Here is a 24048-nt window from a genome sequence, read left to right as displayed (position 1 = left end):
AGTTTTATCCTTATTAGGGGGGTTTAAAGGGGGTGCTAACCCCAAATTAGTTTTTGCATGAAAACTAATTTACTAAAAAGCAGGAACTAATTAAAAGAGAACGCTTCGTCCCGAGCACTTAAGATGTTAGGTGCTTGGTCCTCGCGATGACGGTAATGTCGTCACCAGCGACCGAGCACCTAACATGAGGACTCATTTCGCAAATACCATATCCCATTTCCAAACAAAACCAGCTCAAACATCATCATTTTTCAAATTAGGTGCTCGGGAAGCAATCTCATAGTGCATCAATAACAAACAAAAACGAACATTTCTAGAGTCACCCCATTTATTTACAAATTTTAGTTTTATTGGTTCGTAGAAAAATATTTTTCTGATGTAGGGGCAGTTCATGAACTGCCCCTACATTTAGAACCATAACGGCGGTGGTTTAGAGGAACATATCTTTGAGCAAAACGTGATGTTCCCAAGAGAATGAGAAAAATGTTTTTCCTCTATCTTAATGAATTGATGTTTTGCAAATTTTGGGGTGACTTCAGGGGAATTTTTATTGCAAAATTGAAATAAATCACTTACTATAAATTAGTTGCCACTTAAAAAGTGGCAACTAATTAGTGAGATAAGGGTGTGATATGAAAGAGTTAATACTTATTTTTATAAGTGCTGTTCTTGTAAACAACTTTGTTTTAAGTAGATTTTTAGGAATATGTCCTTTTTTCGGGGTCTCCAAAAAGCTTGATACTGCCATAGGGATGTCCTTTGCCGTGACATTTGTAATGACTATGGCTGGTGTTATTACGTGGATAATACAGTATACCGTTCTTAATCCACTAAATCTCGGTTATTTACAAACTATTGTGTTTATTCTCGTGATTGCATCTTTAGTACAGTTTGTGGAGATGGTAATTGAGAAAACTTCACCAGCTCTTTACAAGAGCCTTGGTATATTTTTGCCGTTGATAACTACCAACTGTGCAATACTCGGGGCTGCATTACTCAATATACAATTTAAGTTTAATTTTCTTCAGATGCTTGTATTTACTATAGGTTCATCTTTGGGTTTTGGACTTGCTCTTGTGCTTTTTGCAGGGATTAGGGAGCGTATTGAATTATCAGATATCCCTTTTTACTTTAGAGGTTTGCCAATAGCATTTATTACTGCAGGTATTCTTGCACTTGCTTTTATGGGTTTTTCTGGATTGGTAAAAATATAATAGTAAGAGGTAAATAGATGATTGAAGCTATAATTGTTGTTGGTGCTTCTGGTTTTGCAGCAGGCTTTGGGCTGCTTTTGGCATCAAAAAAGTTTAGCGTAGAAAAGGATCCGAGAATTGAAGATGTCAATAAACTTTTGCCTGGAGCAAATTGTGGAGGGTGTGGATATCCCGGTTGTTCAGCTCTAGCTGAAGCTATCGTAACTGGAGACACTCCACCAACTGCCTGTCCGGTAGGTGGAGCTGAGTTGGCTGAAAAAATTGGAAAACTTCTAGGACTGGAGGTTGGTGCTTCTGTTAGAAAAGTAGCAAAAATAAAGTGTAGGGGCGGCCATAACGAGTGTCCTTCCAAGTATGATTATTACGGTCCGTTAGATTGTCATGCCATTGTGTTATTAGGTGGTGGTAATAAAGGTTGTATTTATGGATGTGTGGGGGGAGGTAGTTGTGTAAAAGCCTGCAATTTTGATGCTCTGAAAATGGGAGAAAACGGAATACCGGTTGTAGACGAAGATAAATGTACAGCCTGCGGATTATGTGTAAAAGCATGTCCGAGAAATTTAATTGAACTTATTGATGTTGAAAAAAGGTATCTTGTTACCTGTTCGTCAAAGGATAAAGGGGTAGAAACTAAAAAAGTGTGTTCTGTAGGGTGTATTGCATGCAGATTGTGTGCAAAAAATTGCCCAGTTGATGCTATAATAGTGGAAAACAATGTAGCATACATACAACCAGAAAAATGTACAAATTGTGGAAAATGTGAAGAGGTTTGCCCTACAAAGGCAATTGTAAAGCTTTGAAGTCAATATGTTTGTAGGGGCAGGGTGCACCGTACCCCTACAGTTGTCTATACAGAAATATTATGGCGAAATACAATTTGAATATTTTTAAGCGGCGTTCAATCAGATTAGGGGGATACGATTATACATACCCCGGGTTATACCCTACCATTTGTACATATAATTATTTATTATTTTTGGGGAATATTAAAAACGAAAAAGTATTCTTAAATAGATTCTGTGAAAATGTTGGAAATGAGTGGTTAAAAACATCTGAAATTAGGGACAACATTGAAATAGATGGATTTGTTATAGCGCCAAACCATATTCACGAAACTATCCATATAATTGACAACAATGTAGGGGTGTATAGCAAAACATCTCTACAATAAAAGTGGAATTAGGAGAATTATTTAATTGGTAAATCTGGTTTTTGATGAAGTTTTTCTGGAGCATAAAACATTTGAAGGTCACCCTGAAAGTCCTGAGCGCCTTAAAAAACTTATAGCTACTCTTAAGAATTCAGAAATTTTAGATTTCATAAATTTTTTAATACCAGATTATGATTATGATTTGGAATTGCTTTCATTAGTTCATACGAAGCCTTATATTGATGAATTTAGAACAGCTTGCAAAAAAAACGAATATTTTATGCATAAAGATAATTCTATTTGCAGTTATTCTTTTGATGTGGCAGTTAGAAATGTTTTTGCGCATTTTTTTGCAGCTGATTATATTGTGTCAAATGAACCGAAAAAGATATTTGTGGCAGGAAGACCACCAGGACATCATGCAGATACAAACAAGGCTCTTGGGTTTTGCTTTTTCAATAATATTGCTCTAGTTGCAAAGTATTTACAAAAGATACATGGTGTTGGTAAAATACTTATATTTGATTTTGATGTTCATCATGGCAATGGTACGCAAAATATTTTTTATGAAGATGATTCGGTGTTTTATCTAAGTATTCATGAGCATCCGACATTTTTATTCCCAGGTACTGGTCGTTTCTTTGAAAAAGGTAAAGGGGCTGGCTCTGGGTTTACACGCAATATTCCATTAAAACCTGAAGCAGATGATAATGATTTTGGTAAGGTATTTCTTGAAAAAGTTGTTCCTGCGTTTTATGAATTTAAACCTGAAATTTTACTTGTTTCTGCAGGATTTGATGGACATAAAGATGATATTATTGGTGATTTAAGATATAGTACTTCCTTATACAGAAAAATTGGTTATGCGTTAAAATACTTAAGTGACAAATTTTGTGAAGGGCATTTACTTGTTACCCTTGAAGGTGGATATGAACCTGATATATTATCAAAATGTGTTTTAAACTTTCTTGATGCTTTGAGTGATGACAAAATGATAGATGTATATGATTTGTTTATTACGGATGAAATATTTGGTATTTTTTAATAAAAGGGGTTGCTATGTTTGTTAAAGATTGGATGACAAAAAATGTGATTTCTGTTTTTCCTGATACAAAAATAGAGACTGCAGCATACATTATGAATATAAAAAATGTGAAGCATCTACCTGTTATAGATGATGAAAAGAGACTGATTGGAATAGTTGTTAAAAGCGATATTAGAGAAGTATTACCAACTTCTAAGGTTGATGAAAGAGAAAATTTTGGCAAAAAACCTGAGTTTGTTAAAGAGATTATGTCAACAGAGGTGGTTTCTATCAATGAAAATGATACATTGGAGGATGCTCTTCTTTATATTTATCAGGGTAGAATTGGTGCATTGCCTGTGATAGATGATGAAGAGAGAGTTGTAGGAATAATTTCAAGATACGATATCCTTAAAGCAATGGTTTCGATTATGGGGCTTGAAGAGCCAGGTAGTAGAGTGGATGTAGTGCTAGAAGACAAGCCAGGTATGCTGGAGCATCTTGCAAGAGAATTTAAAGAGCTTGGGATAAACATTATTTCTGTGATAGTTTCAAATACCGGTGATAATAAAAGGATAGTTTCAATCAGATTTGATGGATTATTTAAACATAAAGTAGAAAAACATCTTGAATCTAAAGGGTTTGAAATTTACCACCCCTGGAAAGTATAAGAAAAAGTATAATGAATTATCTTTGATTGATAATTTTATAGATTATTTTGTTTCTTAACTTTTGAAAAAAATACCAAAAAGTTATTAAAATAGATTTAATTATTGAAATTTTATAAACAGTATTTTATTTTTGGGCCATGGATAACATTCTGACAAAAACAACAATTGTAAAAATGAGACTTTTAGAGCTATTTTTCTTTGGCGACGAAAATCATTTTTACAAATTAAATGATGTTGCAGAGGAATTAAGTGTTAATATTAACACTGTTAAGCAGGTTTTCTCTGAAATGAAAAAAATGGGGTATTTTGTTTCATTAAGAGGTAAAGGTTTTAAGATTAATAAAGAAATGTTTAATAAAAAGAATAATTTTCATATATTCTTGAATGAAATCTCTAAAATTGTTAGCAAAATGAAAGGGGGCGGATTTTTTAATGATGAACTTCTTTTTGCCTTTTATAACGCTATAAATCGAGATGTTGAGACCGATATATATTATGTAGATGAAGATTATTTAAATTTATATGTAGGAAGAAGAGAGCTTGAAGAATATCTTGGTGTTGAAATACAACCTATTTTGATTTCTGAAGCGTTAAAAAGGCTAGAGGAAGGGTATCTTGAAGAAGGTTTGCTTATTACTACTTATTACTGTCTAAAACGTCTTGAAAATTATGCTAATAGTGTAATTAAGATATTTCCGCTAAAAATTACTCCGCCTATCGATTCTTTGATTAATTTTTCAAAGGTGAGTTTGTCAGATACAATCCTAGTTATTACAATAAATGAGGAAATGAAAAAAAGATTTGAAAATTCTTATCATGCTTTGAAAAGAAAGTATAAAAATTTAATTTTTGTTACTCTAGATGATATTAGCGAAAAAAAAGAGCTTATTAATAAAGCAAAATATGTATTAACTTTAAAACATCTTTATGAATCAAATCAGAAATTGTTTAGCAAAGTAAAAAACCTGATCGTATATTCAAGGTTTCATGATGATGATGGAATAAATATGCTTATCGATATTGTAAAAGATAATAGGAGGAGTTAATGATAATCGTTGGTGTAGATACCGGTGGAACATTTACAGATTTTATTTATAGGAAAGACGGAAAATGGGGAGTCTACAAGATTTTATCAACACCTCACAATCCTGCGGAAGCTGTACTGAAAGGACTTGAATATATTCTTGAGGGAAAACCTGGAAATATTACCCATGGTTCTACTGTTGCGACAAATGCAATTTTAGAAAAGAAGGGAGCAAATACTGCTCTTATTACCAATAAAGGTTTTGAAGATGTTATTGAGATAGGGAGACAAAATCGAAAAAATTTATATGATTTGTATTATCAAAAAAACAAGCCACTTGTACCTTCATCGATGAAATTTGGAATTGATTGCAGAGTAAATGCAAATGGGGAGGTGGTAAAAGATATTAAAATTGAGGATATTGAAAAGGTAATTGATAAGTTAAAAGCTTTTGAAGCAGAGTCTGTGGCAGTTTGTTTTTTATTTTCCTTTTTAAATAGTGAGCATGAAAAGATTGTTGGTGAGTATTTAAGAAAACATGGTTTTCATTATTGTCTTTCCAGTGAAATATTGCCTGAGTTTAGAGAATACGAGAGGCTTTCAACCACAGTAATTAATGCATATGTTTCACCAAAGATGGATAGATATATAAGCCATATAAAGGATAATTTAACGGAAGGAAGCAAATTGAGAATAATGCAGTCAAATGGCGGTATTATTTCTGCAGAAGTTGCAATGACTGAGTCTGTAAGAACCATCTTGTCGGGGCCAGCAGGCGGAGCTGTTGGTGCTTTTGAAATAGGGAAAATGGCAGGTTTTGAAAAACTTATTACTTTTGATATGGGAGGTACTTCCTCTGATGTTGCATTAATAGATGGTGGTCTTCCATTAACAGTAGAATCAGAAATAGATGGATTCCCAGTAAAAGTTCCTATGATTGATATACATACTGTAGGTGCGGGTGGAGGCTCAATAGCATACAAGGATGAAGGTGGTGCTCTGAGAGTTGGGCCCATCAGTGCCGGGGCTGATCCTGGACCTATATGTTATGGAAAAGGTGAACAGATTACTGTTACAGATGCAAACCTTTACCTTGGAAGACTTATTCCTGATCATTTTTTAGGCGGGCGTATGAAGCTTGATAGAGATAGACTTGAAAAATACTTTGATAGTTTAGCTAAAGAGTTTGGGCTTTCAAAAGTTGAGCTTGCTGAAGGGGTTTTGGAAGTAGCTAATACCAATATGGAGCGCGCAATTAGAGTAATTTCGGTGGAAAGAGGATACAATCCTTCAGAATTTACCCTGTTTTCATTTGGCGGAGCAGGTGGTATGCACGCAGCTTTTCTTGCAAAACTTCTGGGTATTCCAAGAGTGTTTGTGCCCAAGAATCCTGGGATATTATCTGCCATTGGAATGATACTATCAGATATTATTAAGGATTATTCAAAGACAATTATGCTGAAAGAAGCATTAAATTTTGATGAGTTGAAAAGTTATTTTGCTGAATTGGAAAAACAGGGTGTTGAAGACTTGTTGAATGAAGGAATTGAAAAAGAAAATATTACGTTAGAATTATATCTTGATATGAGATATTTTGGGCAATCCTATGAAATTATAGTACCATTTACTGAAGATTATGTGAATACATTTCATGAATATCACAAGAGACTGTACGGTTATGCAAATTATGATAAGCGGGTTGAGATTGTAAACTTGAGGTTGAGAGCAAGAGGGAAAATGGAAAAGCCTGAATTTGAGAGGAAAACAAAAAGAGTTGAAAAAATATCAGAACAAGCATTGCTTGGCGATACAAAAGTAATTTTCGATGGAAAAGAGGCCACTGCAAAAGTAATTAATAGAGATTTTCTACAATATGGGAACAAATTTGAAGGCCCAGCGATAGTAATAGAATACTCATCAACAATAGTTATTCCACCAAATTCATTGGTAGAGGTGGATCCTTTTGAAAATTTAATAATCAATGTGTGAGGTGCTGTAATGAAAATAAATCCTATTCTATTGGAAGTTTTCAAAAATAGATTTGTATCCATATCAGAAGAAATGGGGGTTACACTAAATAGGACAGCCTTTTCACCAAATATTAAAGAGAGAAGGGATTTTTCCTGTGCGATTTTTGATGAGAATGGAGATATGATTGCACAAGCAGCTCATATCCCTGTGCATCTTGGCTCAATGCCAATGAGTGTAAAGTCTGCAATTGAAAATGTGGATTTGAAAGATGGTGATATGGTAATTCTTAATGATCCTTATAAAGGGGGGACACACCTTCCAGACGTAACTATTGTTGCACCAGTGTTTTTAGGGCAGGAAAAACCACAGTTTTTTGTAGCAAACAGAGCTCATCATGCAGATATAGGAGGTATGACTGCAGGATCAATGCCTCTATCCACTTCAATTTTCCAGGAAGGGTTGATTATTCCTCCTTTAAAAATTGTGGAGAAAGGAGAAATAGTCGAACCTCTGATGAAATTTTTGCTTAACAATGTGAGAACACCATATGAGAGGGAAGGGGATTTTACTGCCCAAATTATGGCTAATATGACAGGTATTAAAAGAATCGAGGAGTTAGTTGCTGGTTATGGACTTGATATGGTGAAAAATTATGCAACAGCTATAATGGATTATTCTGAGAAAATTTTGAAAAGCAGACTGAAAGATATTCCTAATGGAACATATAAATTTGAAGATTACATGGATGATGATGGAATTGATAGAGAAAAGATAAAGATTGCTGTTCAAATAACTGTAGATGATGATAATGTAGTTGTGGATTTTAGCGAAACTGATGATCAGGTAAAAGGTAGTGTAAACGCTGTTTATTCTATTACACTTTCGGCAGTTCTTTATGTATTCAGATCGCTTGTTAAAGATGAAATTCCAACAAATGCTGGATTGTTAAGACCAATTATTCTGAAAACTCGTAAAGGGAGTATAGTGGATGCGAAATTCCCAGCCAGTGTAGCGGGAGGGAATGTAGAAACATCGCAGAGAATAGTTGATGTATTGCTAGGTGCTCTTTCCAAGGCTCTACCAAATGAGATACCTGCAGCAAGTCAGGGGACTATGAATAATATAACAATAGGCGGTATTGATGAGAGAAATGATCAGCCTTTTACCTATTACGAAACTATTGGTGGTGGCATGGGGGGATGCAGTTTTGCAAATGGTGAATCAGCAGTGCATTCTCATATGACAAACACTCTTAATACACCGGTTGAAGCTCTTGAATTTACCTATCCTATGATGGTGGAAGAATACAGTATCAGGAAAGATTCTGGAGGAAAGGGTAGGTTTAAAGGTGGTGATGGAATTGTAAGACAAATAAGATTGTTAAATGATGCAGAAGTGACAATGCTTACAGAGAGGAGAAGGTTCAGTCCTTATGGCTTGAATGGGGGTGAACCTGGGAAATCTGGAGAAAATATAATTATTTCAAATGGTGAAAAGAAGAAAATGCCTGGTAAGTTTAATATAAATCTTAAAAAAGGCGATATTATTAGGATAGAGACACCGGGTGGTGGTGGTTTTGGAAAAAGCGAGGTGTAACATGAAGGAGTCTGAAAAAATAAGAAGAAAAATTAGAGACGGTGAATTTGTAGGACAGACGTCTGGTGTTGCACCAGGATATGCCCAAGCTAATTTAGTTGTGCTTCCAAAGAAATATGCATTTGACTTTTTGTTGTTCATACAACGAAATCCAAAACCTTGTCCGTTATTAGAAGTGACAGATGTTGGCTCACCATATACAAAACAAGTTGCGGATAATGCTGATTTAAGAACTGATATTCCAAAATACAGAGTGTATGAAAAGGGAAAACTTGTAGATGAACCTATTGATATAACATCATACTGGAATGATGATTTAGTTGCTTTTCTATTAGGGTGTAGTTTTAGTTTTGAGTGGGCATTATTGGAAGCTGGTATACCTGTGAGACATATTGAGGCAAATAGAAATGTTCCTATGTATATAACTAATATTCAGACAAATCCTGCAGGTGTTTTTCATGGCCCCTTAGTTGTAAGTATGCGTTCAATTCCATATGATTTGGTAGTTAAAGCTACAAATATTACAGCTCGATTTCCATCTGTTCATGGAGCGCCAGTACATATAGGTTATCCAGAGTTGATAGGTATATATAATTTGAATAAACCAGATTATGGTGATCCTCCAATAATAAAAGAAAATGATATACCTGTTTTTTGGGCATGTGGAGTTACGCCTCAAGCTGTTGCTGTAAATTCAAAGATCGATTTTATGATTACTCATTCTCCGGGGCATATGTTTGTAACAGATCTGAAGAATCAAGATTTTGCATTGTTTTAAAATGCAGTAAAGCAGTTATAAAAAAAAGGGAGGTTGTCCATGAAAGTAAAATCCTTAAAAGTAATTGTGCTAGCTTTATGTTTTCTAAGTATTTCTGTTCTACTTTATGCAGCTCCAAAAAATTTAAGAGTTGTTGGTAGCTGGAGCAGTTTGGCTCTTTATAAGCAATTTGAAAAACCATTTTGGACAGAAGTATTGCCTGATGCTTTTGGCGGAAAAACAAAAACAATTATGAGTTCTTTAGGCCAAGTGAAGCTTAAAGGAGCTTCTGTATTAAGAGCTATGAATAATGGAGTATTTGATGTTGTATCAACTGTAGCTGATTATGTTGTTTCAGATGCTCCAGGATTAGCTGGGTTGGATTTGCCTGCATTAGCACCTGATCTTGAATTAGCTAAAAAAGTAGTAGAAGCTTACAGACCTGTTATGGAAGATATTATTGAAAAAAGGTTTAATGCAAAATTATTAGCTGTTGTTCCATATCCAGCTCAGGTATTATTTTGTAGAGTAGAAATTGATGGTTTAAAAGATCTTAAAGGTAAAAAAATTAGAGCAAGTGGTTGGACTACTTCAAAATTTATTGATGCTTTGGGTGCAACAGGAGTGACAATTAGCTTTAGTGAAGTGGCTACATCTTTACAAAGGGGAGTAGTTGATTGTGCAGTTACTGGATCTTTGTCAGGATATTCTGCAGGATGGGGTGATGTTACTAATTATTTATATCCATTGCCTATTGGAGGCTGGGATTATGTTATCACAGTAATGAACATGGATGTATGGAACAGTCTTAGCAAATCAGAGCAAGAACTTCTGAGTAAATTAATTAAAGAAAAATTAGAGATTCCTGCTTGGGAAGATGCTGATGAGGAAACTGTACAGGGAATTAATTGTTTAACAGGCATAGGAAAATGCGATTATGGAAAACCTAATAAGTTAAAACTAGTTGATATTAAAAAAGAAGATATGCAGTTGTCGAAAAAAATATTGGTAAATGACGTGTTACCAGCTTGGGCAAAACAAGTGACTCCTGATATTGTAGAAAAATGGAATGATACTATTGGAAAAGTAGTAGGGTTAAAAGCAAACAAATAAACAGTCATGAGGTGTGTTTTTCACACCTCATGTTTTTTTATGAGGAGTGGTGATGTTACAGTTCTTAGACACTGTCAGTGAAAAAGGATTATTTATTGTAAAAAAAATTTGTTTTTATGGAATTATAATACAGGGTCTACTTCTATTTTTTATGTCATTTTTTATATGCGCAGATGTTTTAATGAGGAAACTGTTTTCTTATTCTATAAGGGGATCAATTGAACTTTCAAGTTATACTCTTGCTGTTATGAGTGGATGGATTTTTGCTTATGCCCTTTTAACAAAAGCACATGTTCGTATTGATATTTTATACAACAAATTTTCTTTAAAACTAAGACTTATTTTAGATGTGCTTTCTTATTTGTCGTTGTTAATATTTTTTGTACCTTTGACTTATTATTCTTATCACTTTTTTTATACGTCATGGGAGAAAAAATCTGTAGCTAATACACCATTGCACACGCCTCTTTGGATTCCTCAGGGTTTATGGATTATTAGTCTCATTTTCTTTGTAGTGGTTGTATTTATAATGTTATTAAGGATTTTAATATTAATAGTTAAGAAGGATTATTTAGAAGCTTATAATGTAGGAGGAGCTTCTACTTTAGAAGAGGAAATAGAAAAGGAAAAAGCAGCTTAGGGGTAAAAGTATGAATATTGCAATAGTTTCTTTAATTATTTTGTTAACGTTATTGTTGTTAAGCATACCTGTTGCAGCTACAATGGGAGTTTTAGGGATAATTTTAGAAAAATTATATTCACCATTTCCTCTTATAAGGGCCATAGGTGATGTGGCATGGTCAGAAAATGCAAGTTTTGTATTATTTGCGATTCCTCTTTTTATTTTGTTAGGACAAATTTTGTTAAAATCTGGTATTGCTGGAGATACATACAAGGCTATTGATAAATGGTTATCATGGTTACCTGGTGGTCTAATGCATGCTAACATAATGACTTCTGCTCTTTTTGCAGCAACTTCTGGTTCAAGTGTAGCTACTGCTGCAACAATTGGAACATTAGCTTTACCCCAAGCTGAAAAATATGGTTATAACGAAAGTTTGTTTGCAGGATCGATAGCAGCAGGAGGGACGTTAGGTATATTAATTCCTCCATCAATAAACTTAATTGTATATGGATTTTTAACAAATACATCTATTCCAAGATTGTTTGTTGCAGGTATTATTCCCGGGGTTATGTTAGCGTTTTTATTTATGTTTATGATTTTGATTTTATGCATAATATATCCTAAGTTAGGTAAAGTTAAAAAGGGTATAAGTTGGCAAGAGAGAATTAAAACGATTACAAATTTATTACCAATTTTAATTATTTTTTTAGTTGTAGTTGGTTCAATTTATGCTGGGTTTGCAACACCTACAGAATCAGCAGCAATGGGAGTTATAGCGTCTTTAATAATTACGGCAATTAGAGGTAATTTGAGTTTAAATCTATTGAAAGAATCTATTGAAGGTACAATGAGATCTACAGGGATGATAATGTTAATTTTACTTGCTGCCACATACTTAAATTTTATTCTGGTTTCATTAGGATTAACTGATATTCTACAAGATTTTATTAGAAATTTAGGTTTTTCACCTTTAAATACATTACTTATTATTATTGCAATGTACATCGTGTTAGGTTTTTTTATCGAAACATTATCGATGATGGTATTAACAATACCGATTGTTTATCCTGTTATTTTAAATTTGGGGTTTGATCCAATTTGGTTTGGCATATTGCTTATTTTGTTAATAGAGATGGCTCTCATTACTCCCCCTGTTGGTTTAAATCTATATGTTGTGCAGGGTGTTAGAGGAAAAGGTTCTATAAAAGAAATTATTATTGGTAGTGTACCATTTGTAATTATGATGATAATAATGATTGCTGTATTGATAATGTTTCCTGAGATAGTATTGTATTTACCAGCAAAGTTTAATTAGTAAATTATAAAATATTTTTTTAACAAGTTAACTATTATAGTTATGAATTGTTGTTTAACAAAAAGGAGTTTTAAATGTTAAAAGCTAAAGTAGTGAATAGAGATAATGTGACAGCAGAAATTAATTTAGATTGGGAATTTGCTGTTGCTTTAGGTTATACTGGGAGAGATCAAGAATCTGTTAATAGACATATTGAAGAATTAAAAAAGTTAAACGTTCCAATACCTCAGTCAATACCTGCGGTTTATTGGTTTGATCCTGAACGCATCTCTACCACAGATACACTTTATGTAATAGGTGATAAAACTTCAGGAGAAATTGAATTTTTTGCTGCATTTAATGCCAGTGATGAACTGTTTATAACAGTAGCAAGTGATCATACAGACAGGGAATTAGAATCAATTTCAGTTTCAAAATCAAAACAGATTTGCACTAAAATTATTTCAAATATTTTTTGGCGCTATGATGATATAAAAAATCATTTTGATGAAATAATACTTCAATGTTTTGTAAAATTTGAGGATAGTGAAGAATATATTCTATACCAAGAAGGAAAGCTCAATAATATTTTACAGATAAATGAATTAATCAAATACATAAAATCAGACTATTTTTATAATAATGAGAAATTTTGTTTTTTTAGTGGTACTATTCCAATCTTAAGTAGTGAGACTTTGTTTGCAAAGAAATATAAACTTCTAATGATTGATCCTGTCCTAAAAAGAGAAATTACCCATACATACAAAGTTATAGCGTTGCCTGATCGTTTATGATGTAAACATTATAGCTTATTAGGAGTTTGTTATAAAAAAATTTTTTATATTAAGCATAAAAAAATGATTTAGAGGCAAGTTAGTAAATATAATATAATATCTTAAAGAGAATTAAAAGTACTTTAATTTGTAATATTATGATAACTAGGATAAAATTAAGATTGAATAAGGAGATTATTTATTTATAATTAATACGCTAAACTTAAAAAATTACGAACAAAAAAAGGAGGATGTCATGAAGCATGTAAAGAATATTTTAAGTTTTATGCTAATGCTAATGTTTTCTTTAACCGTGTTTGCTGGAAATGTTAAGCTTGATTTAAACGCTATTTATGGTGCTACCAGTTTTCATACTCAGGGAGCGATGGAATTTGCTAAGTTGGTGGAAAAATACTCTAATGGTAGCGTGAAAATAATTGTTCATCCTGGTGGAAGTTTGGGGTTTAAAGGTCCAGAGCTTCTAAAAGCTGTAAAAGATGCTCAAGTTCCTATGTCTGATATTCTGATGGGTGTTGTTGCAGGTAGTGAACATGTTTTTGGAATCAGTTCATTACCAAGACTTGTTTCAAACTTTAAAGAAGCAAGAGCTTTATATGAAGATTGTAAGCCGCTTTATGAGAAAGCTGCATTGAAATGGAATCAAAAGTTTTTATATGCTGCTCCATGGCCACCAAGTGGTTTGGTTACCAAAAAGGAAATAAAAAGTGTTGCTGATTTAAAAGGGCTTAAAACAAGGACTTACGATAAGAATGGTGCAAAGTTTTTGAGAGAGCTTGGTGGATCTCCTGTATCAATGCCATGGGGAGAGGTTTACTCATCTCTCAGGACCGGAGTAATTGATTCTGTGTTAACTTCCACTGAATCTGCGAAAAATGGTAAATTCTGGGAAGTATTGAAGTATTTTACAAATATTTACTATGCGTTTCCTCTCAATATGGTGACTATAAATCTCGACTACTGGAAATCATTGTCAAAAGATCAGCAAAAAGCAATTTTGAAAGCAGCCAAAGAGATTGAAGAAAAGCAGTGGAAAAATTCTGAAGAAAGGTATTTTTCAGCTGCAGAAATACTGAAAAAGCATGGAATGGTTATAAATGATCCAACTCCAGAGTTAGTTAAGGCTATGGATAAGGCTGCTAAAAAGATTATTGAAGAGTTTATGAAAAAAGCAAAAGGTAAAGAAAGAAAAGTTTTGGAAAAATATGTAAAATGAAAAGAATATTAAGAATCATTGAGACGGCATCGAATATCGGTGCCGTTTTTTCAGCAATTTTTATGATTTTAATTGTATGTTTGATAGCAGTAGAAATTTTTCTTAGGGCTTTGTTCAATACGTCCACGTTGATAGCAGATGAATACAGCGCTTATATGTTTGTTTTTGTTGTAATGCTCGGCTTGTCTTACACTTTTAAGGAAAAAGGTCATATAAGAATTACTATTATTACATCGAGATTGGGAGAAAAAGCTCGAAACTATCTTGAGACAGTAGTTCTTTTTGTTGTTTTGGCAATACTTGTTTTTTCCATATATCATTCTGCAATGATGGTTTATGACACATATTCTTTGGATATGCGGGCGGATACGATAGCGGAAACGCCACTGTATATACCTCAAATAGCATTACCTATCGGATATACAATTTTTGCTTTGCAGATTTTGGGCGAAATTTTGAAAAAATTTATTAAAGAGGATGGTAAATGATCTCTGATCCACTAATACTTTCCTTTGTTATGTTTGGTATAATGTTTTTGTTTTTACTTAGTGGTTTGTGGATAGGTTTTTCCCTTTTTGCTGCTGCTATTGCAGGGATGTTGCTTTACAAGTTTAATTTGCCACCCACTATCTCTGTTTGGCACAAAATTGGAGCGTTGATTGCAAATTCTGTATGGAACAGTTTGGATTCTTGGTCTTTGACTGCGTTGCCGTTGTTTATTTTGATGGGTGAAGTGTTATACAGGACAGCTATTTCCACAAAGCTGTTAAACGGATTATTACCATGGCTTACAAAGGTTCCAGGGAAATTACTTCATATAAATGTTGTAGCATGTTCGCTGTTTGCAGCAGTTTCAGGCTCAAGTGCAGCCACTACAGCCACAGTGGGAAAGATTACGTTGGATGAACTTTCAAAAAGAGGGTATGATAAAAATCTTGCATTGGGTTCTCTTGCCGGAGCTGGGACTCTCGGTTTTCTTATTCCACCAAGTTTAATTATGATTATTTATGGTGTGCTTTCTGACACATCTATCGGTAAGCTTTTTGTAGGTGGTGTTATACCTGGCTTAATGCTTGCTGGTATGTATTCTACATATATAATTATTGTTACTCTTATAAAACCAAATGTAGTTCCTAAGGACGATGAAGAATTTTCTTTTAAAGAAAAAATTAAACGATCAAAAGAAATATTTCCAGTTTTATTTCTTGTTTTTATAGTGTTAGGTGGTATTTATCTTGGTTTTACAACACCTACTGAAGCAGCTGCCATAGGTGTAATAGGTGCTTATTTGCTTGCTATATTGTTTAAAAACCTTACATGGGAAAACTTTAAGACTTCTCTATTAAGTGCTGTTAAGACAACCTGTATGATTTCATTTATAATAATGGGTGCTGCGTTTTTATCACAGGTAGTTGGTTTTGTAGGAATAGCCAGGGCGTTAAGTGAATATATTGCAAGTTTAAATTTGTCACCTTATGTTCTGATTTTTGTTGTGGGATTGATGTATATCTTTTTAGGGATGATTTTGGACGGAATTTCCATGGTAGTTATGACTCTACCCATTGTATTGCCCATTGTTACTTTGGCCGGGTTTAAGCCATTATGGTTTGGTATATTTTTAGTGTTCATGGTGGAGTTGGCTCAGATTACACCACCTGTGGGGTTTAGTCTTTTTGTAATTCAGGGGATATCTGGTGAGGATATATCTAAAATATTAAAGGCTACATTTCCATTTTTTCTTATAATGATAATCATGGTTGTTTTAATTACTATGTTTCCAGAGATTGTATTTTATCTTCCCCAAAAGATGATTGAATGAAATAAATATTAAAAAGGATATTTGTTAATTTTGTTTTTGTTTTCTGTGGTGTTTGTTTTTAATTTTACTATATTTTTTATCTTTTAAATATAAATTATATTGCATAATAGCTGTTAATAAAAACATGATAATCAAAAAGAGCTGATGAGTTTTCATTTTTACCTCCTTCATCTTTTTTATATTTATATGATTATTAATGGTTAAAAAAATTCAAATTTTTATAAAAAAAAAGACGCTCTTTCTTTGTCATTGCGAGGAGCGAAGTGACGAAGCAATCTTTTTCGTCCACATCCCTCATTTTTCGCACATGAGATTGCTTCGGGTCTTACGACCCTCGCAATGACGAAAGAGAAAGTTGTCATTGCGAGCGTCAGCGAAGCAATCTTATTTGCCGATCATTTACCTTTTGTAAAAGAGATTGCTTCGGGTCTTACGACCCTCGCAATGTTCTGTGTTAAAAGTCAAGCATTTTTTGCACTATGTGTTAATCCTGCATGATAATCAGGATCATAAGGTTTTCCACTTTTCAATATCCCAAAAGCTTGTCTTATTAATTTATTTGCAACAGCAATTAACGCTAGCTTTTTAGGTTTCCCAGATGCAATCAACCTATAATACAAAGTCCTACAGCTCCTGTTATGCTTACAAGCACTTAATGAACACATAAATAATATTTTTCTCATATACGTGTTACCCCTCTTGGATATTTTACCTCTGCCTTTAATTGAACTCCCTGACTCATAAGGACTAGGACAAATCCCAATATATGAACTTACTTGCTTAGCCTTATCGAAATTTTTAAAACATTTAAGTTTACCTATTACAAGTGAACAAAACTTTAATCCAGCACCTGGAATACTACGTAAAAGCTCATATTCCACTTTAAAATTTTTCTTTATTAATCTCTCTAGTTCCTTCTCCGCTTCTCTAATCTTTCTTTGATATGTTTTTATCATGCTTTTGTAACTTTTTATTATTTCAGGAAATTTATAGTATCTTTGCATTAAACTTTCCAATTGATTACTTAGCGTGTTTATTTGATTATAAAAATCATCTATCATGTTTAACGTTAATTCTATCTTTTCTGAGAGTTCATCTGTAGGACTAAATAAGTATTTATCACCATAAATATAACCAAACTCTGCTATCTTTTTAGAGTCTGCCTTATCTGTTTTTAATCTGTTTAAATCAATACCTATAAAGTTTTTTATTGCAAGCGGATTTACTACTGATACTATACATCCTAATTCTTTTACTAAATAGGTTGCTAACTTTAAGTGATATACTCCTGTGTTTTCCATTATGAAAAGTGTGGTTGATAAATCTAATCTCTCTTTGTCAAAAAAATCTTTTTTAAATAAGTTAGTATTATTAGAAACTTCGTAAAAACTATACTTCTTACCATCATATACGCTTATGGATAAATTCAACTTCGATACATCAATACCTACCACCTTTTGATACTTATACATTTACTCACCTCAAATTTTTTATTGAGCTTGCTCCCTTTTTACTCTATCATCGTAAATACAGGCTTTATGCCTAATGTTCTGTTCTGAGTAAAGGGAGCCTAATGTGGGGATAACATTGCGAACGGTCTTTTTAGACCAATGACAATCATATCCTTCTCCACATTAGGTACTCTCTATAATATTAAATTAATTTTTACTGCTCGTTAATATCTTTTAATAATTTGCAATATACGATGACGAAAGTGTGGTGTCACCAGCGAGGAGCAAAGCGACGAAGCAATCTCAATTCACTGACGTATTATAAAAATAATCTCCAATTTTGAGTAATGTTCACAAAGAGATTGCTTCGGGTCTTACGACCCTCGCAATGACAAAGAAAGAAATTGAATGAGAGATTGCTTTGCTAACGTTTGGTAGTAACAAATAATATATATTGTAGTGCCTGTGCAATGGCCTCTATATATTTGTAGTGCCTGTGCAATGTCCTCGAGTAGTAAGGATTGTAGTGGTAAAGAATAGCTAGTGAATAGTTGAACCGTTTTAATGTACCAACGTTGAACATTGAACATTGAACTTTGAACATTGAACATTGAACATATAAGTGATAAAATGTTGATAAATCCTGTAAATGAATTTATAGTACGTTTATGAATAAAAGATATATTTTTATTGTTTCCTTTGTTACAATTATGACTTTTTCGGCTCTGTATGCTCCTCAGCCACTACTTCCAATTTTTTCAAATGAATTTTCAGTTACAGAAGATAAATCATCTCTTTTAATAACAATAACTTTAATTCCTCTTGCCATTGCGCCTCTATTTTATGGCTATATCCTTGAGAAATTTTCTGCGAAGAAATTACTGTTAGTTGCAACTGGCTTGTTGGCCTTTAGTGAGTTGATAATTTATTTTGCATCTGACTTTTCATTAATACTTTTGGCTAGATTATTTCAAGGGCTATTTATACCAGCAATACTTACAGCGCTAATGACTTATATTTCTTTAATATCAAGTCTTGATTCTGTTCAGAGGATAATGTCTTACTATATTGCAAGTACTATTATGGGAGGTTTTTTTGGCAGATTTATTGCGGGATTGATATCGAGTATTTTTGGATGGCGTTATGTGTTTTTATTTTTAAGTATGAGCCTAATTTTTTCATCTGTTTTGATTTTTAAGTTAAAAAAAGATGAAAAAGTCAAGGTAAACAAAATCAATTTGTCTGTCTTTAAAGATGTTTTGTCAAAGAAAGTTTTTTTGTACTATTATTTTTCAATTTTCTGTGTATTTTTTGTATTTGCAGCACTCTTAAATGCTTTACCTTTTCGCATGAAGGAGATATCAACAAATATTGGGGAGTTTAAAACAGGTGTGATGTATAGTGGTTATATGCTTGGAATTGTAGCTTCATTAAACTCTACCAAAATTGTTAAAATATTTAAAGGTTCAGTTAGAAATGCAGCCCTTGCAGGTGCTACACTTTATCTTGTTTCATTGCTTATATTGTCGATAGAAAGTAGCTTAATATTTTTCATAGGTATGTTTTTTTTCTGCGGTGGAATGTTTACCATTCACTCTCTTGTTTCAGGTTTTTTAAACAAGTTGGCTGATAAGCACAAAGGTGTTGTAAATGGATTGTATGTATCATTCTATTATTTAGGTGGAAGTATTGGATCGTTTTTACCAATTTTAATTTATAGACATTATGGATGGTACGTTTTTTTAATAACATTGGGATGCTTGATACTATTAGCAAAATTTTTCATAAAACGATGTTAATAAAAAATTGCATATTGTATACAAAAAAAGTCTTTACAAACAAAAATCAAATTATTAATATATTAAAAAGTATAAATGAATGAGGTGCATTTTGATTGATTTTACTGTGTTGAAAACAAATTTACTTAAAGGTAATTTTGAAAGTATTCCATATGAAAGGTTAAATCCTGATCAGTTAGGACTTGAAAGTTTATCGTCTGTTTTTTTCTTTTTATCTCTTTGTTATCGATATCCAGATAAAGAAATATATGAGAGGATAAAAGAGGCTTTACCTGTTTTTCAAGATTTTTTTGAAGATTATGTAGGGCATTTACCTGAGTTGCCTGGTCAGGTGGATATGGAAGCTGAATATGTAAGACTTTTTGTATCAAATTATGGTGGTGTTGTCGCTGTGCCTTACGCTTCATATTATCTGGAAGAGGAAAAGCTATTAATGGGCGAAACTACAGTTGCATTAAGAGATATGATGAACAATGAAGGTTTTGCTTTAAAAGAAGATATAAAAGAGGTAGTGGATCACGTATATATTATATTGGAATTTTGTTCTGGTCTTATAAATAAAATTATTGATATGAAAAAAAAGAATGAAAATTTTATAAATACTCTTGCTACGCTTTTTACCGTCTTGTACAATTATATTGGTAAGTATGTAGTTGATTTCTCAGATAAAGTAATCGAAGGGTCCAATTTGGCTTTTTATAAAGATGTTTCGGCTGCTTTAAAGGGATTGTTTCTAGAGTTAGATGAGGTTTTAGCTGAAATATTTGATTTATAATAAAGAGTTTTTTGATTGTAATAAAAGGCAAAAAATGGCTTTTTAAAAGCCGTAAAATAAGGAGGTTGCCATGAAAAAAACATTTGTTTCTATTTTGGTAGTTGCTTTAATTGCTATGTTTGCAACTACTGCTGTTTTTGCAAAAGCTAATGCAAGAAAGGGGAAAAGAGTTTGGAAGAAAAACTGCCGTCTTGCATGCCATGATGGTTCAAAAGCTGATGCACCAGCTCTTAGCCCAGTGAGCAAAACTCAGGCTCAGTGGAAGGCATTACTTCCAAAAATCAAAGAGTGTGCTGCAAACAGATCTGCAAAAAAGCTTAGTGACAAAGATATTGAGAACATGTTCCAGTATCTTTATGATCATGCTCTTGATTCAGACCAGCCAGAAACTTGTGGTTAAGATCTAAAAAGAGGCAGGGTTAAACCTTGCCTCTTTAGTAATATTTAGAATCCTACTAGAAGGGTAGTTTATTAAAAGGAGGTTGATTATGAAAAAGTTTTTAGCAGTTTTATTGGGAGTGTTCTTTGTAGCATCTTTTGCTTTTGCTCAGGATGTAGACCTTGAGCAGCTTAAGAAACAGATTGCTGATTTGCAAGCACAAGTTGATCAAATGAGCAAATTTGTAAATCAAAACACCAGACACACAGCCACTGATAAGCTTTCCATCAGTGCAGAATTCATGACAAGATTAGACAGTATCCAGTACAAAGATGTAAGAGCTATGCCTGATATGATGGAAGCAATGATGGGTGATTTTTTACAAGAGAAGTTAACTGATAGTAATGGCTATTTTATGACTACTTACAGAACAGTTTTTACTCCCGATTTGTTATTGGAAATGGCTCAGAATGATGCAGAAATGTATAAGGCTTTTTCAAATGTAGTTGCTTATTATAATTCAGAATATGGTGCAGGTATAGATCCTAGTGATGGATTAGATACTACAGAATTTCAAACATTTATGGGTCTTTTTGCAAATGACAGAACTTTAAATGCTGATGAAGCTAAATTAATGGAAAGAATGTTGGCAAACTCAAAGCCTAAGAAATATGATGCAAACAATGACTATATGTTAACTGAGAGACTAAGACTTCGTCTAAAATCAAAAATTAATGAGCATGTTTCTTTTACCGGTCGTCTTGTAATGTACAAGACTTTTGGAGATTCCACACCTATTCATTTCTTCAATGGCACAATGAGCAGTATGTTTATGGATAGTAATTCTGCTCAGTATCCTACAGATGACAGCGTAAGAGTAGAAAGAGCTTACTTTGTGTATAAAAACAGTATTGGTGATGTTCACTGGCACTTCTCTTTTGGTAGAAGACCTGCAGCATACGGTTATGGTATGGAAAATCATGAAAATGCAGTGCTTGGTGGTTCTCCTGTAGCTTCTATTATTCAGATGAACTTTGACGGTGGTTCTCTTGGTTTTAATCTTGAAGATGTGACAGGTATTCCTGGCTTTAACATCAAATTCTGCTATGGTGAAGGGGTAGAAGGACAATATGGTACGCTTAACTCTTTAAACTCTCAAGCAGATGTTAATGATGTTCATTTCTTTGGTGTAATTGCTAAACTCTTTGATAATGATGAATACAAAGTGGTGTATAACTATGCTCATGGGTTTGGTTTAACAGATGGCTTTATTGGTTTGACTGTAATGCCATTTTACATTCATGGATATGATAAAGACAGAGATGGTATTTATGATGAGTATACTTTTGAGCCAAATTTTGGTGGTTTTGTATCACGTGTGGAGCCAACGAGTGAAGTGGGTAATATCGATCTTCATACACTCATGGTTGAAGGTATTACATATGACTTTAGCTGGTTTGCATCATACTCAATGAGTAAGACTGATCCAACAGGGCGTAGTAAAAATCCTATGTACCAATTTATGGGTATGGATGAAATGATGGATGGTACTGGCCACATGATATGGGTAGGTGTTATGACTCCTGAGCTTCCATATACCGGTGGTAAACTTGGATTTGAATACAACCATGGTAGCAAATACTGGCAGCCATTTATGAATACCTGGGATGCTCAAAAGCTTGCAACCCGTGGTGATGTTTACGAAGTATACTATCATCAGCCAATCGTAGGTAACAAATTTTTCTTAACTACTGGCTTCATTTACTATGATTATGAGTATACAAACAGTGGTAACTATTTAGGTGAACCTGTTAAAATATCAGAGGCTACTGCATTCAATACTATGATGCCAGTAGTTGATAAAGTAGAGCAGTTCTATCTCAAGGCTACATACAGATTTTAATACTCCTGTAGGTTGTTAGAATAAAATAGATAAAGGCCGGGTTTTCCGGCCTTTTTTTGTTTTGATATCAATTGGTGCACGTTGTGTCATTGCGAGGGCTTTTAAGCCCGAAGCAATCTTTCTTTATTGATGTTTCCCCCTTTCACACAAGAGATTGCTTCGCTGACGCTCAGGGTGACAACATTATTTGCGTCATTGCGAGGAGCGTAAGCGACGAAGCAATCTCATTCGTCGACCATTTCTCCCTTTCGCACAATAGATTGCTTCGCTGACGCTCGCAATGACGGCAAGCCCTTGTCATTGCGAGGAGCGGATGCGACGAAGCAATCTCATTCGTCGACTACTTTACCCTTCACACAAGAGATTGCTTCGCTAGCGCTCGCAATGACGGAAGGGAGGTGTCATTGCGAGGAGCGTGAACGACGAAGCAATCTCATTCGTCGACCATTTCCCCCTTCGCACAAGAGATTGCTTCGCTGACGCTCGCAATGACAACATTATTTGTGTCATCGCGAGGAGCGGTAGCGACGAAGCGATCTCACCACTTGCGTCATTGCGAGGAGCGTGAGCGACGAAGCAATCTCATTCGTCGACCATTTCCCCCTTTCACACAAGAGATTGCTTCGCTGGCGCTCGCAATGACGGCAAATCCTTGTCATTGCGAGGAGCGTAAGCGACGAAGCAATCTTACCACTGTGTCATCGCGAGGAACGAAGTGACGAAGTGATCTCTCTCAGTTATGTCACCAGCGAGGAGCTTATAAGCCCGATGTAATTTTTTTTTGCTGATGTTTTTCCTTTAGTATAAGAGATTGCTTCGCTGGCGCTCGCAATGACGGCTGTTAAAGGTACAATAATTCCCCAGTAAAAGGCCCTTAAAAATCCCCACCTGTGTATGTTAACATCCTCCAACAAATACACAGGTTGGAGGAAATAAAATGCTGGGGGTAGAAATGTATTACACAGTAAAGACATTGTTGTCGCAAGGCAAAAATATTTCCCAAATAGCCAGGGAATTAGGGATCGACAGGAAGACAGTGAGAAAGATAAGGGACAAAGTGAAAGACGGTAAAGTAGAAACACCCAAATTTTCAAGAGTAAGTGTTTTAGAGGCTTACAAAGAAGAAATAATCGAATACCTCTCAGAAGGTTTAACAGCAGTATTAATCCATCAGAAACTAATAAGTGATCATGGTTTATCCGTAAGCTACAGTTGTGTGAAAAAGTATGTTAGGAAATTAAAAGGCCCGGATGGAATTTATGTCCCATTAATTTCCCCACCAGGCGAAGAAGCCCAAGTGGACTTCGGTTACATAGGTTATCTTTATGATAGCGAAAAAGGTAAAAAAGTAAAGAGCTGGATATTTTGCATGGTGCTATCTCATAGCAGATATAAATATTATGAAATAGTTAGGAGTCAGGACGTAGAAACATTTTTAAGATGCCACATTAATGCATTTGAATATTTTGGAGGAAT

At 33.9% G+C, this 24048-nt stretch carries 22 protein-coding genes; 20 read left to right on the top strand and 2 right to left on the bottom strand.

The features are described from left to right. Window positions 1–632 precede the first annotated feature (632 nt). The 15 genes from rsxA (at window position 633) to FHQ18_RS10470 (ending at window position 16265) form a co-directional block, all read left to right on the top strand. Complete coding sequence (rsxA, locus tag FHQ18_RS10545; RefSeq protein ID WP_149267143.1) at window positions 633–1214, top strand: electron transport complex subunit RsxA; 582 nt, start codon at window positions 633–635, stop codon at window positions 1212–1214. 17 nt (window positions 1215–1231) lie between these two features. After that, on the top strand, window positions 1232–2014 hold the full coding sequence (locus FHQ18_RS10540; protein WP_149267142.1) for an RnfABCDGE type electron transport complex subunit B: 783 nt from the start codon (window positions 1232–1234) through the stop codon (window positions 2012–2014). Between the two features lie 396 nt (window positions 2015–2410). Next, window positions 2411–3409, top strand: a complete 999-nt coding sequence (locus FHQ18_RS10530; RefSeq protein ID WP_149267140.1) for a histone deacetylase family protein — start codon at window positions 2411–2413, stop codon at window positions 3407–3409. A 14-nt stretch (window positions 3410–3423) separates the two neighbouring features. Further along, window positions 3424–4059, top strand: a complete 636-nt coding sequence (locus tag FHQ18_RS10525; protein ID WP_149267139.1) for a CBS domain-containing protein — start codon at window positions 3424–3426, stop codon at window positions 4057–4059. A gap of 137 nt (window positions 4060–4196) precedes the next feature. Continuing rightward, the gene (locus tag FHQ18_RS10520) at window positions 4197–5105 is read left to right on the top strand and encodes a GntR family transcriptional regulator (RefSeq protein ID WP_149267138.1); all 909 of its coding nucleotides are present in this window, start codon (window positions 4197–4199) and stop codon (window positions 5103–5105) included. Next, window positions 5105–7072 carry a hydantoinase/oxoprolinase family protein gene (locus FHQ18_RS10515; RefSeq protein ID WP_149267137.1) on the top strand — a complete coding sequence of 656 codons (1968 nt, stop codon included), beginning with the start codon at window positions 5105–5107 and terminating at the stop codon, window positions 7070–7072. The genes FHQ18_RS10520 and FHQ18_RS10515 overlap by 1 nt, the downstream gene beginning before the upstream one ends. A gap of 9 nt (window positions 7073–7081) precedes the next feature. After that, window positions 7082–8650, top strand: a complete 1569-nt coding sequence (locus FHQ18_RS10510) for a hydantoinase B/oxoprolinase family protein (RefSeq protein ID WP_149267136.1) — start codon at window positions 7082–7084, stop codon at window positions 8648–8650. Window position 8651: 1 nt separating this feature from the next. Then, a complete protein-coding gene (locus FHQ18_RS10505) occupies window positions 8652–9428 on the top strand; it encodes a putative hydro-lyase (protein ID WP_188020396.1) in 777 nt (258 codons plus the stop codon). Window positions 9429–9467: 39 nt separating this feature from the next. Then, window positions 9468–10520 carry a TRAP transporter substrate-binding protein gene (locus FHQ18_RS10500; RefSeq protein WP_149267135.1) on the top strand — a complete coding sequence of 351 codons (1053 nt, stop codon included), beginning with the start codon at window positions 9468–9470 and terminating at the stop codon, window positions 10518–10520. Window positions 10521–10572: 52 nt separating this feature from the next. After that, a complete protein-coding gene (locus tag FHQ18_RS10495) occupies window positions 10573–11160 on the top strand; it encodes a TRAP transporter small permease subunit (protein ID WP_149267134.1) in 588 nt (195 codons plus the stop codon). Between the two features lie 10 nt (window positions 11161–11170). Then, window positions 11171–12460 (top strand): TRAP transporter large permease, encoded by a 1290-nt coding sequence (locus FHQ18_RS10490; RefSeq protein WP_223144616.1) that lies wholly within the window; start codon window positions 11171–11173, stop codon window positions 12458–12460. 74 nt (window positions 12461–12534) lie between these two features. After that, window positions 12535–13233: a DUF2848 family protein gene (locus FHQ18_RS10485; RefSeq protein ID WP_149267133.1), complete on the top strand. Its 699-nt coding sequence runs from the start codon at window positions 12535–12537 to the stop codon at window positions 13231–13233. Window positions 13234–13468: 235 nt separating this feature from the next. Further along, entirely contained in the window at window positions 13469–14446 is a 978-nt protein-coding gene (locus FHQ18_RS10480; protein WP_149267132.1) for a TRAP transporter substrate-binding protein, read from the top strand. Further along, complete coding sequence (locus FHQ18_RS10475) at window positions 14443–14934, top strand: TRAP transporter small permease subunit (RefSeq protein ID WP_149267131.1); 492 nt, start codon at window positions 14443–14445, stop codon at window positions 14932–14934. Before FHQ18_RS10480 ends, FHQ18_RS10475 begins: the two co-directional genes overlap by 4 nt. Then, the gene (locus FHQ18_RS10470) at window positions 14931–16265 is read left to right on the top strand and encodes a TRAP transporter large permease (RefSeq protein ID WP_149267130.1); all 1335 of its coding nucleotides are present in this window, start codon (window positions 14931–14933) and stop codon (window positions 16263–16265) included. Before FHQ18_RS10475 ends, FHQ18_RS10470 begins: the two co-directional genes overlap by 4 nt. A 24-nt stretch (window positions 16266–16289) precedes the next feature. Here FHQ18_RS10470 and FHQ18_RS12885 read toward each other — a convergent pair whose 3' ends face one another. Continuing rightward, the gene (locus FHQ18_RS12885; protein ID WP_281285459.1) at window positions 16290–16421 is read right to left on the bottom strand and encodes a hypothetical protein; all 132 of its coding nucleotides are present in this window, start codon (window positions 16419–16421) and stop codon (window positions 16290–16292) included. A gap of 305 nt (window positions 16422–16726) precedes the next feature. Continuing rightward, a complete protein-coding gene (locus FHQ18_RS10465) occupies window positions 16727–17737 on the bottom strand; it encodes an IS110 family RNA-guided transposase (RefSeq protein WP_149265288.1) in 1011 nt (336 codons plus the stop codon). Between the two features lie 647 nt (window positions 17738–18384). On the opposite strand from FHQ18_RS10465, the gene FHQ18_RS10460 reads away from it, so the two are divergent. From FHQ18_RS10460 to FHQ18_RS10440, 5 genes are all read left to right on the top strand, one after another. Further along, window positions 18385–19515, top strand: a complete 1131-nt coding sequence (locus tag FHQ18_RS10460; protein ID WP_149267129.1) for an MFS transporter — start codon at window positions 18385–18387, stop codon at window positions 19513–19515. Window positions 19516–19606: 91 nt separating this feature from the next. Next, on the top strand, window positions 19607–20290 hold the full coding sequence (locus FHQ18_RS10455; protein WP_188020395.1) for a TorD/DmsD family molecular chaperone: 684 nt from the start codon (window positions 19607–19609) through the stop codon (window positions 20288–20290). A gap of 70 nt (window positions 20291–20360) precedes the next feature. Next, entirely contained in the window at window positions 20361–20690 is a 330-nt protein-coding gene (locus FHQ18_RS10450) for a c-type cytochrome (protein ID WP_149267127.1), read from the top strand. An 88-nt stretch (window positions 20691–20778) separates the two neighbouring features. After that, window positions 20779–22572 carry a DUF3373 family protein gene (locus FHQ18_RS10445; protein ID WP_149267126.1) on the top strand — a complete coding sequence of 598 codons (1794 nt, stop codon included), beginning with the start codon at window positions 20779–20781 and terminating at the stop codon, window positions 22570–22572. Between the two features lie 937 nt (window positions 22573–23509). Next, the coding region (locus FHQ18_RS10440; RefSeq protein WP_149267125.1) for a helix-turn-helix domain-containing protein at window positions 23510–24048 on the top strand (539 nt) is incomplete at its 3' end.

This window comes from Deferribacter autotrophicus, assembly GCF_008362905.1.
GTDB lineage: Bacteria > Chrysiogenota > Deferribacteres > Deferribacterales > Deferribacteraceae > Deferribacter > Deferribacter autotrophicus.
Note: the sequence above shows the minus strand (reverse complement) of the source record. Positions and strands in the feature narration are given on the sequence as shown.

Bases quoted from the DNA above. Each gene is read 5' to 3' on its own strand.
- FHQ18_RS10485 (WP_149267133.1), top strand. From the start codon at position 12,535: ATGTTAAAAGCTAAAGTAGTGAATAGAGATAATGTGACAGCAGAAATT.
- FHQ18_RS10445 (WP_149267126.1), top strand. From the start codon at position 20,779: ATGAAAAAGTTTTTAGCAGTTTTATTGGGAGTGTTCTTTGTAGCATCT.
- FHQ18_RS10540 (WP_149267142.1), top strand. From the start codon at position 1,232: ATGATTGAAGCTATAATTGTTGTTGGTGCTTCTGGTTTTGCAGCAGGC.
- FHQ18_RS10510 (WP_149267136.1), top strand. From the start codon at position 7,082: ATGAAAATAAATCCTATTCTATTGGAAGTTTTCAAAAATAGATTTGTA.
- FHQ18_RS10525 (WP_149267139.1), top strand. From the start codon at position 3,424: ATGTTTGTTAAAGATTGGATGACAAAAAATGTGATTTCTGTTTTTCCT.
- FHQ18_RS10490 (WP_223144616.1), top strand. From the start codon at position 11,171: ATGAATATTGCAATAGTTTCTTTAATTATTTTGTTAACGTTATTGTTG.
- FHQ18_RS10460 (WP_149267129.1), top strand. From the start codon at position 18,385: ATGAATAAAAGATATATTTTTATTGTTTCCTTTGTTACAATTATGACT.
- FHQ18_RS10495 (WP_149267134.1), top strand. From the start codon at position 10,573: ATGTTACAGTTCTTAGACACTGTCAGTGAAAAAGGATTATTTATTGTA.
- FHQ18_RS10480 (WP_149267132.1), top strand. From the start codon at position 13,469: ATGAAGCATGTAAAGAATATTTTAAGTTTTATGCTAATGCTAATGTTT.
- FHQ18_RS10520 (WP_149267138.1), top strand. From the start codon at position 4,197: ATGGATAACATTCTGACAAAAACAACAATTGTAAAAATGAGACTTTTA.
- FHQ18_RS10505 (WP_188020396.1), top strand. From the start codon at position 8,652: ATGAAGGAGTCTGAAAAAATAAGAAGAAAAATTAGAGACGGTGAATTT.
- FHQ18_RS10475 (WP_149267131.1), top strand. From the start codon at position 14,443: ATGAAAAGAATATTAAGAATCATTGAGACGGCATCGAATATCGGTGCC.
- FHQ18_RS10470 (WP_149267130.1), top strand. From the start codon at position 14,931: ATGATCTCTGATCCACTAATACTTTCCTTTGTTATGTTTGGTATAATG.
- FHQ18_RS10450 (WP_149267127.1), top strand. From the start codon at position 20,361: ATGAAAAAAACATTTGTTTCTATTTTGGTAGTTGCTTTAATTGCTATG.
- FHQ18_RS10515 (WP_149267137.1), top strand. From the start codon at position 5,105: ATGATAATCGTTGGTGTAGATACCGGTGGAACATTTACAGATTTTATT.
- FHQ18_RS10500 (WP_149267135.1), top strand. From the start codon at position 9,468: ATGAAAGTAAAATCCTTAAAAGTAATTGTGCTAGCTTTATGTTTTCTA.
- FHQ18_RS12885 (WP_281285459.1), bottom strand. From the start codon at position 16,421: ATGAAAACTCATCAGCTCTTTTTGATTATCATGTTTTTATTAACAGCT.
- rsxA (WP_149267143.1), top strand. From the start codon at position 633: ATGAAAGAGTTAATACTTATTTTTATAAGTGCTGTTCTTGTAAACAAC.
- FHQ18_RS10465 (WP_149265288.1), bottom strand. From the start codon at position 17,737: ATGTATAAGTATCAAAAGGTGGTAGGTATTGATGTATCGAAGTTGAAT.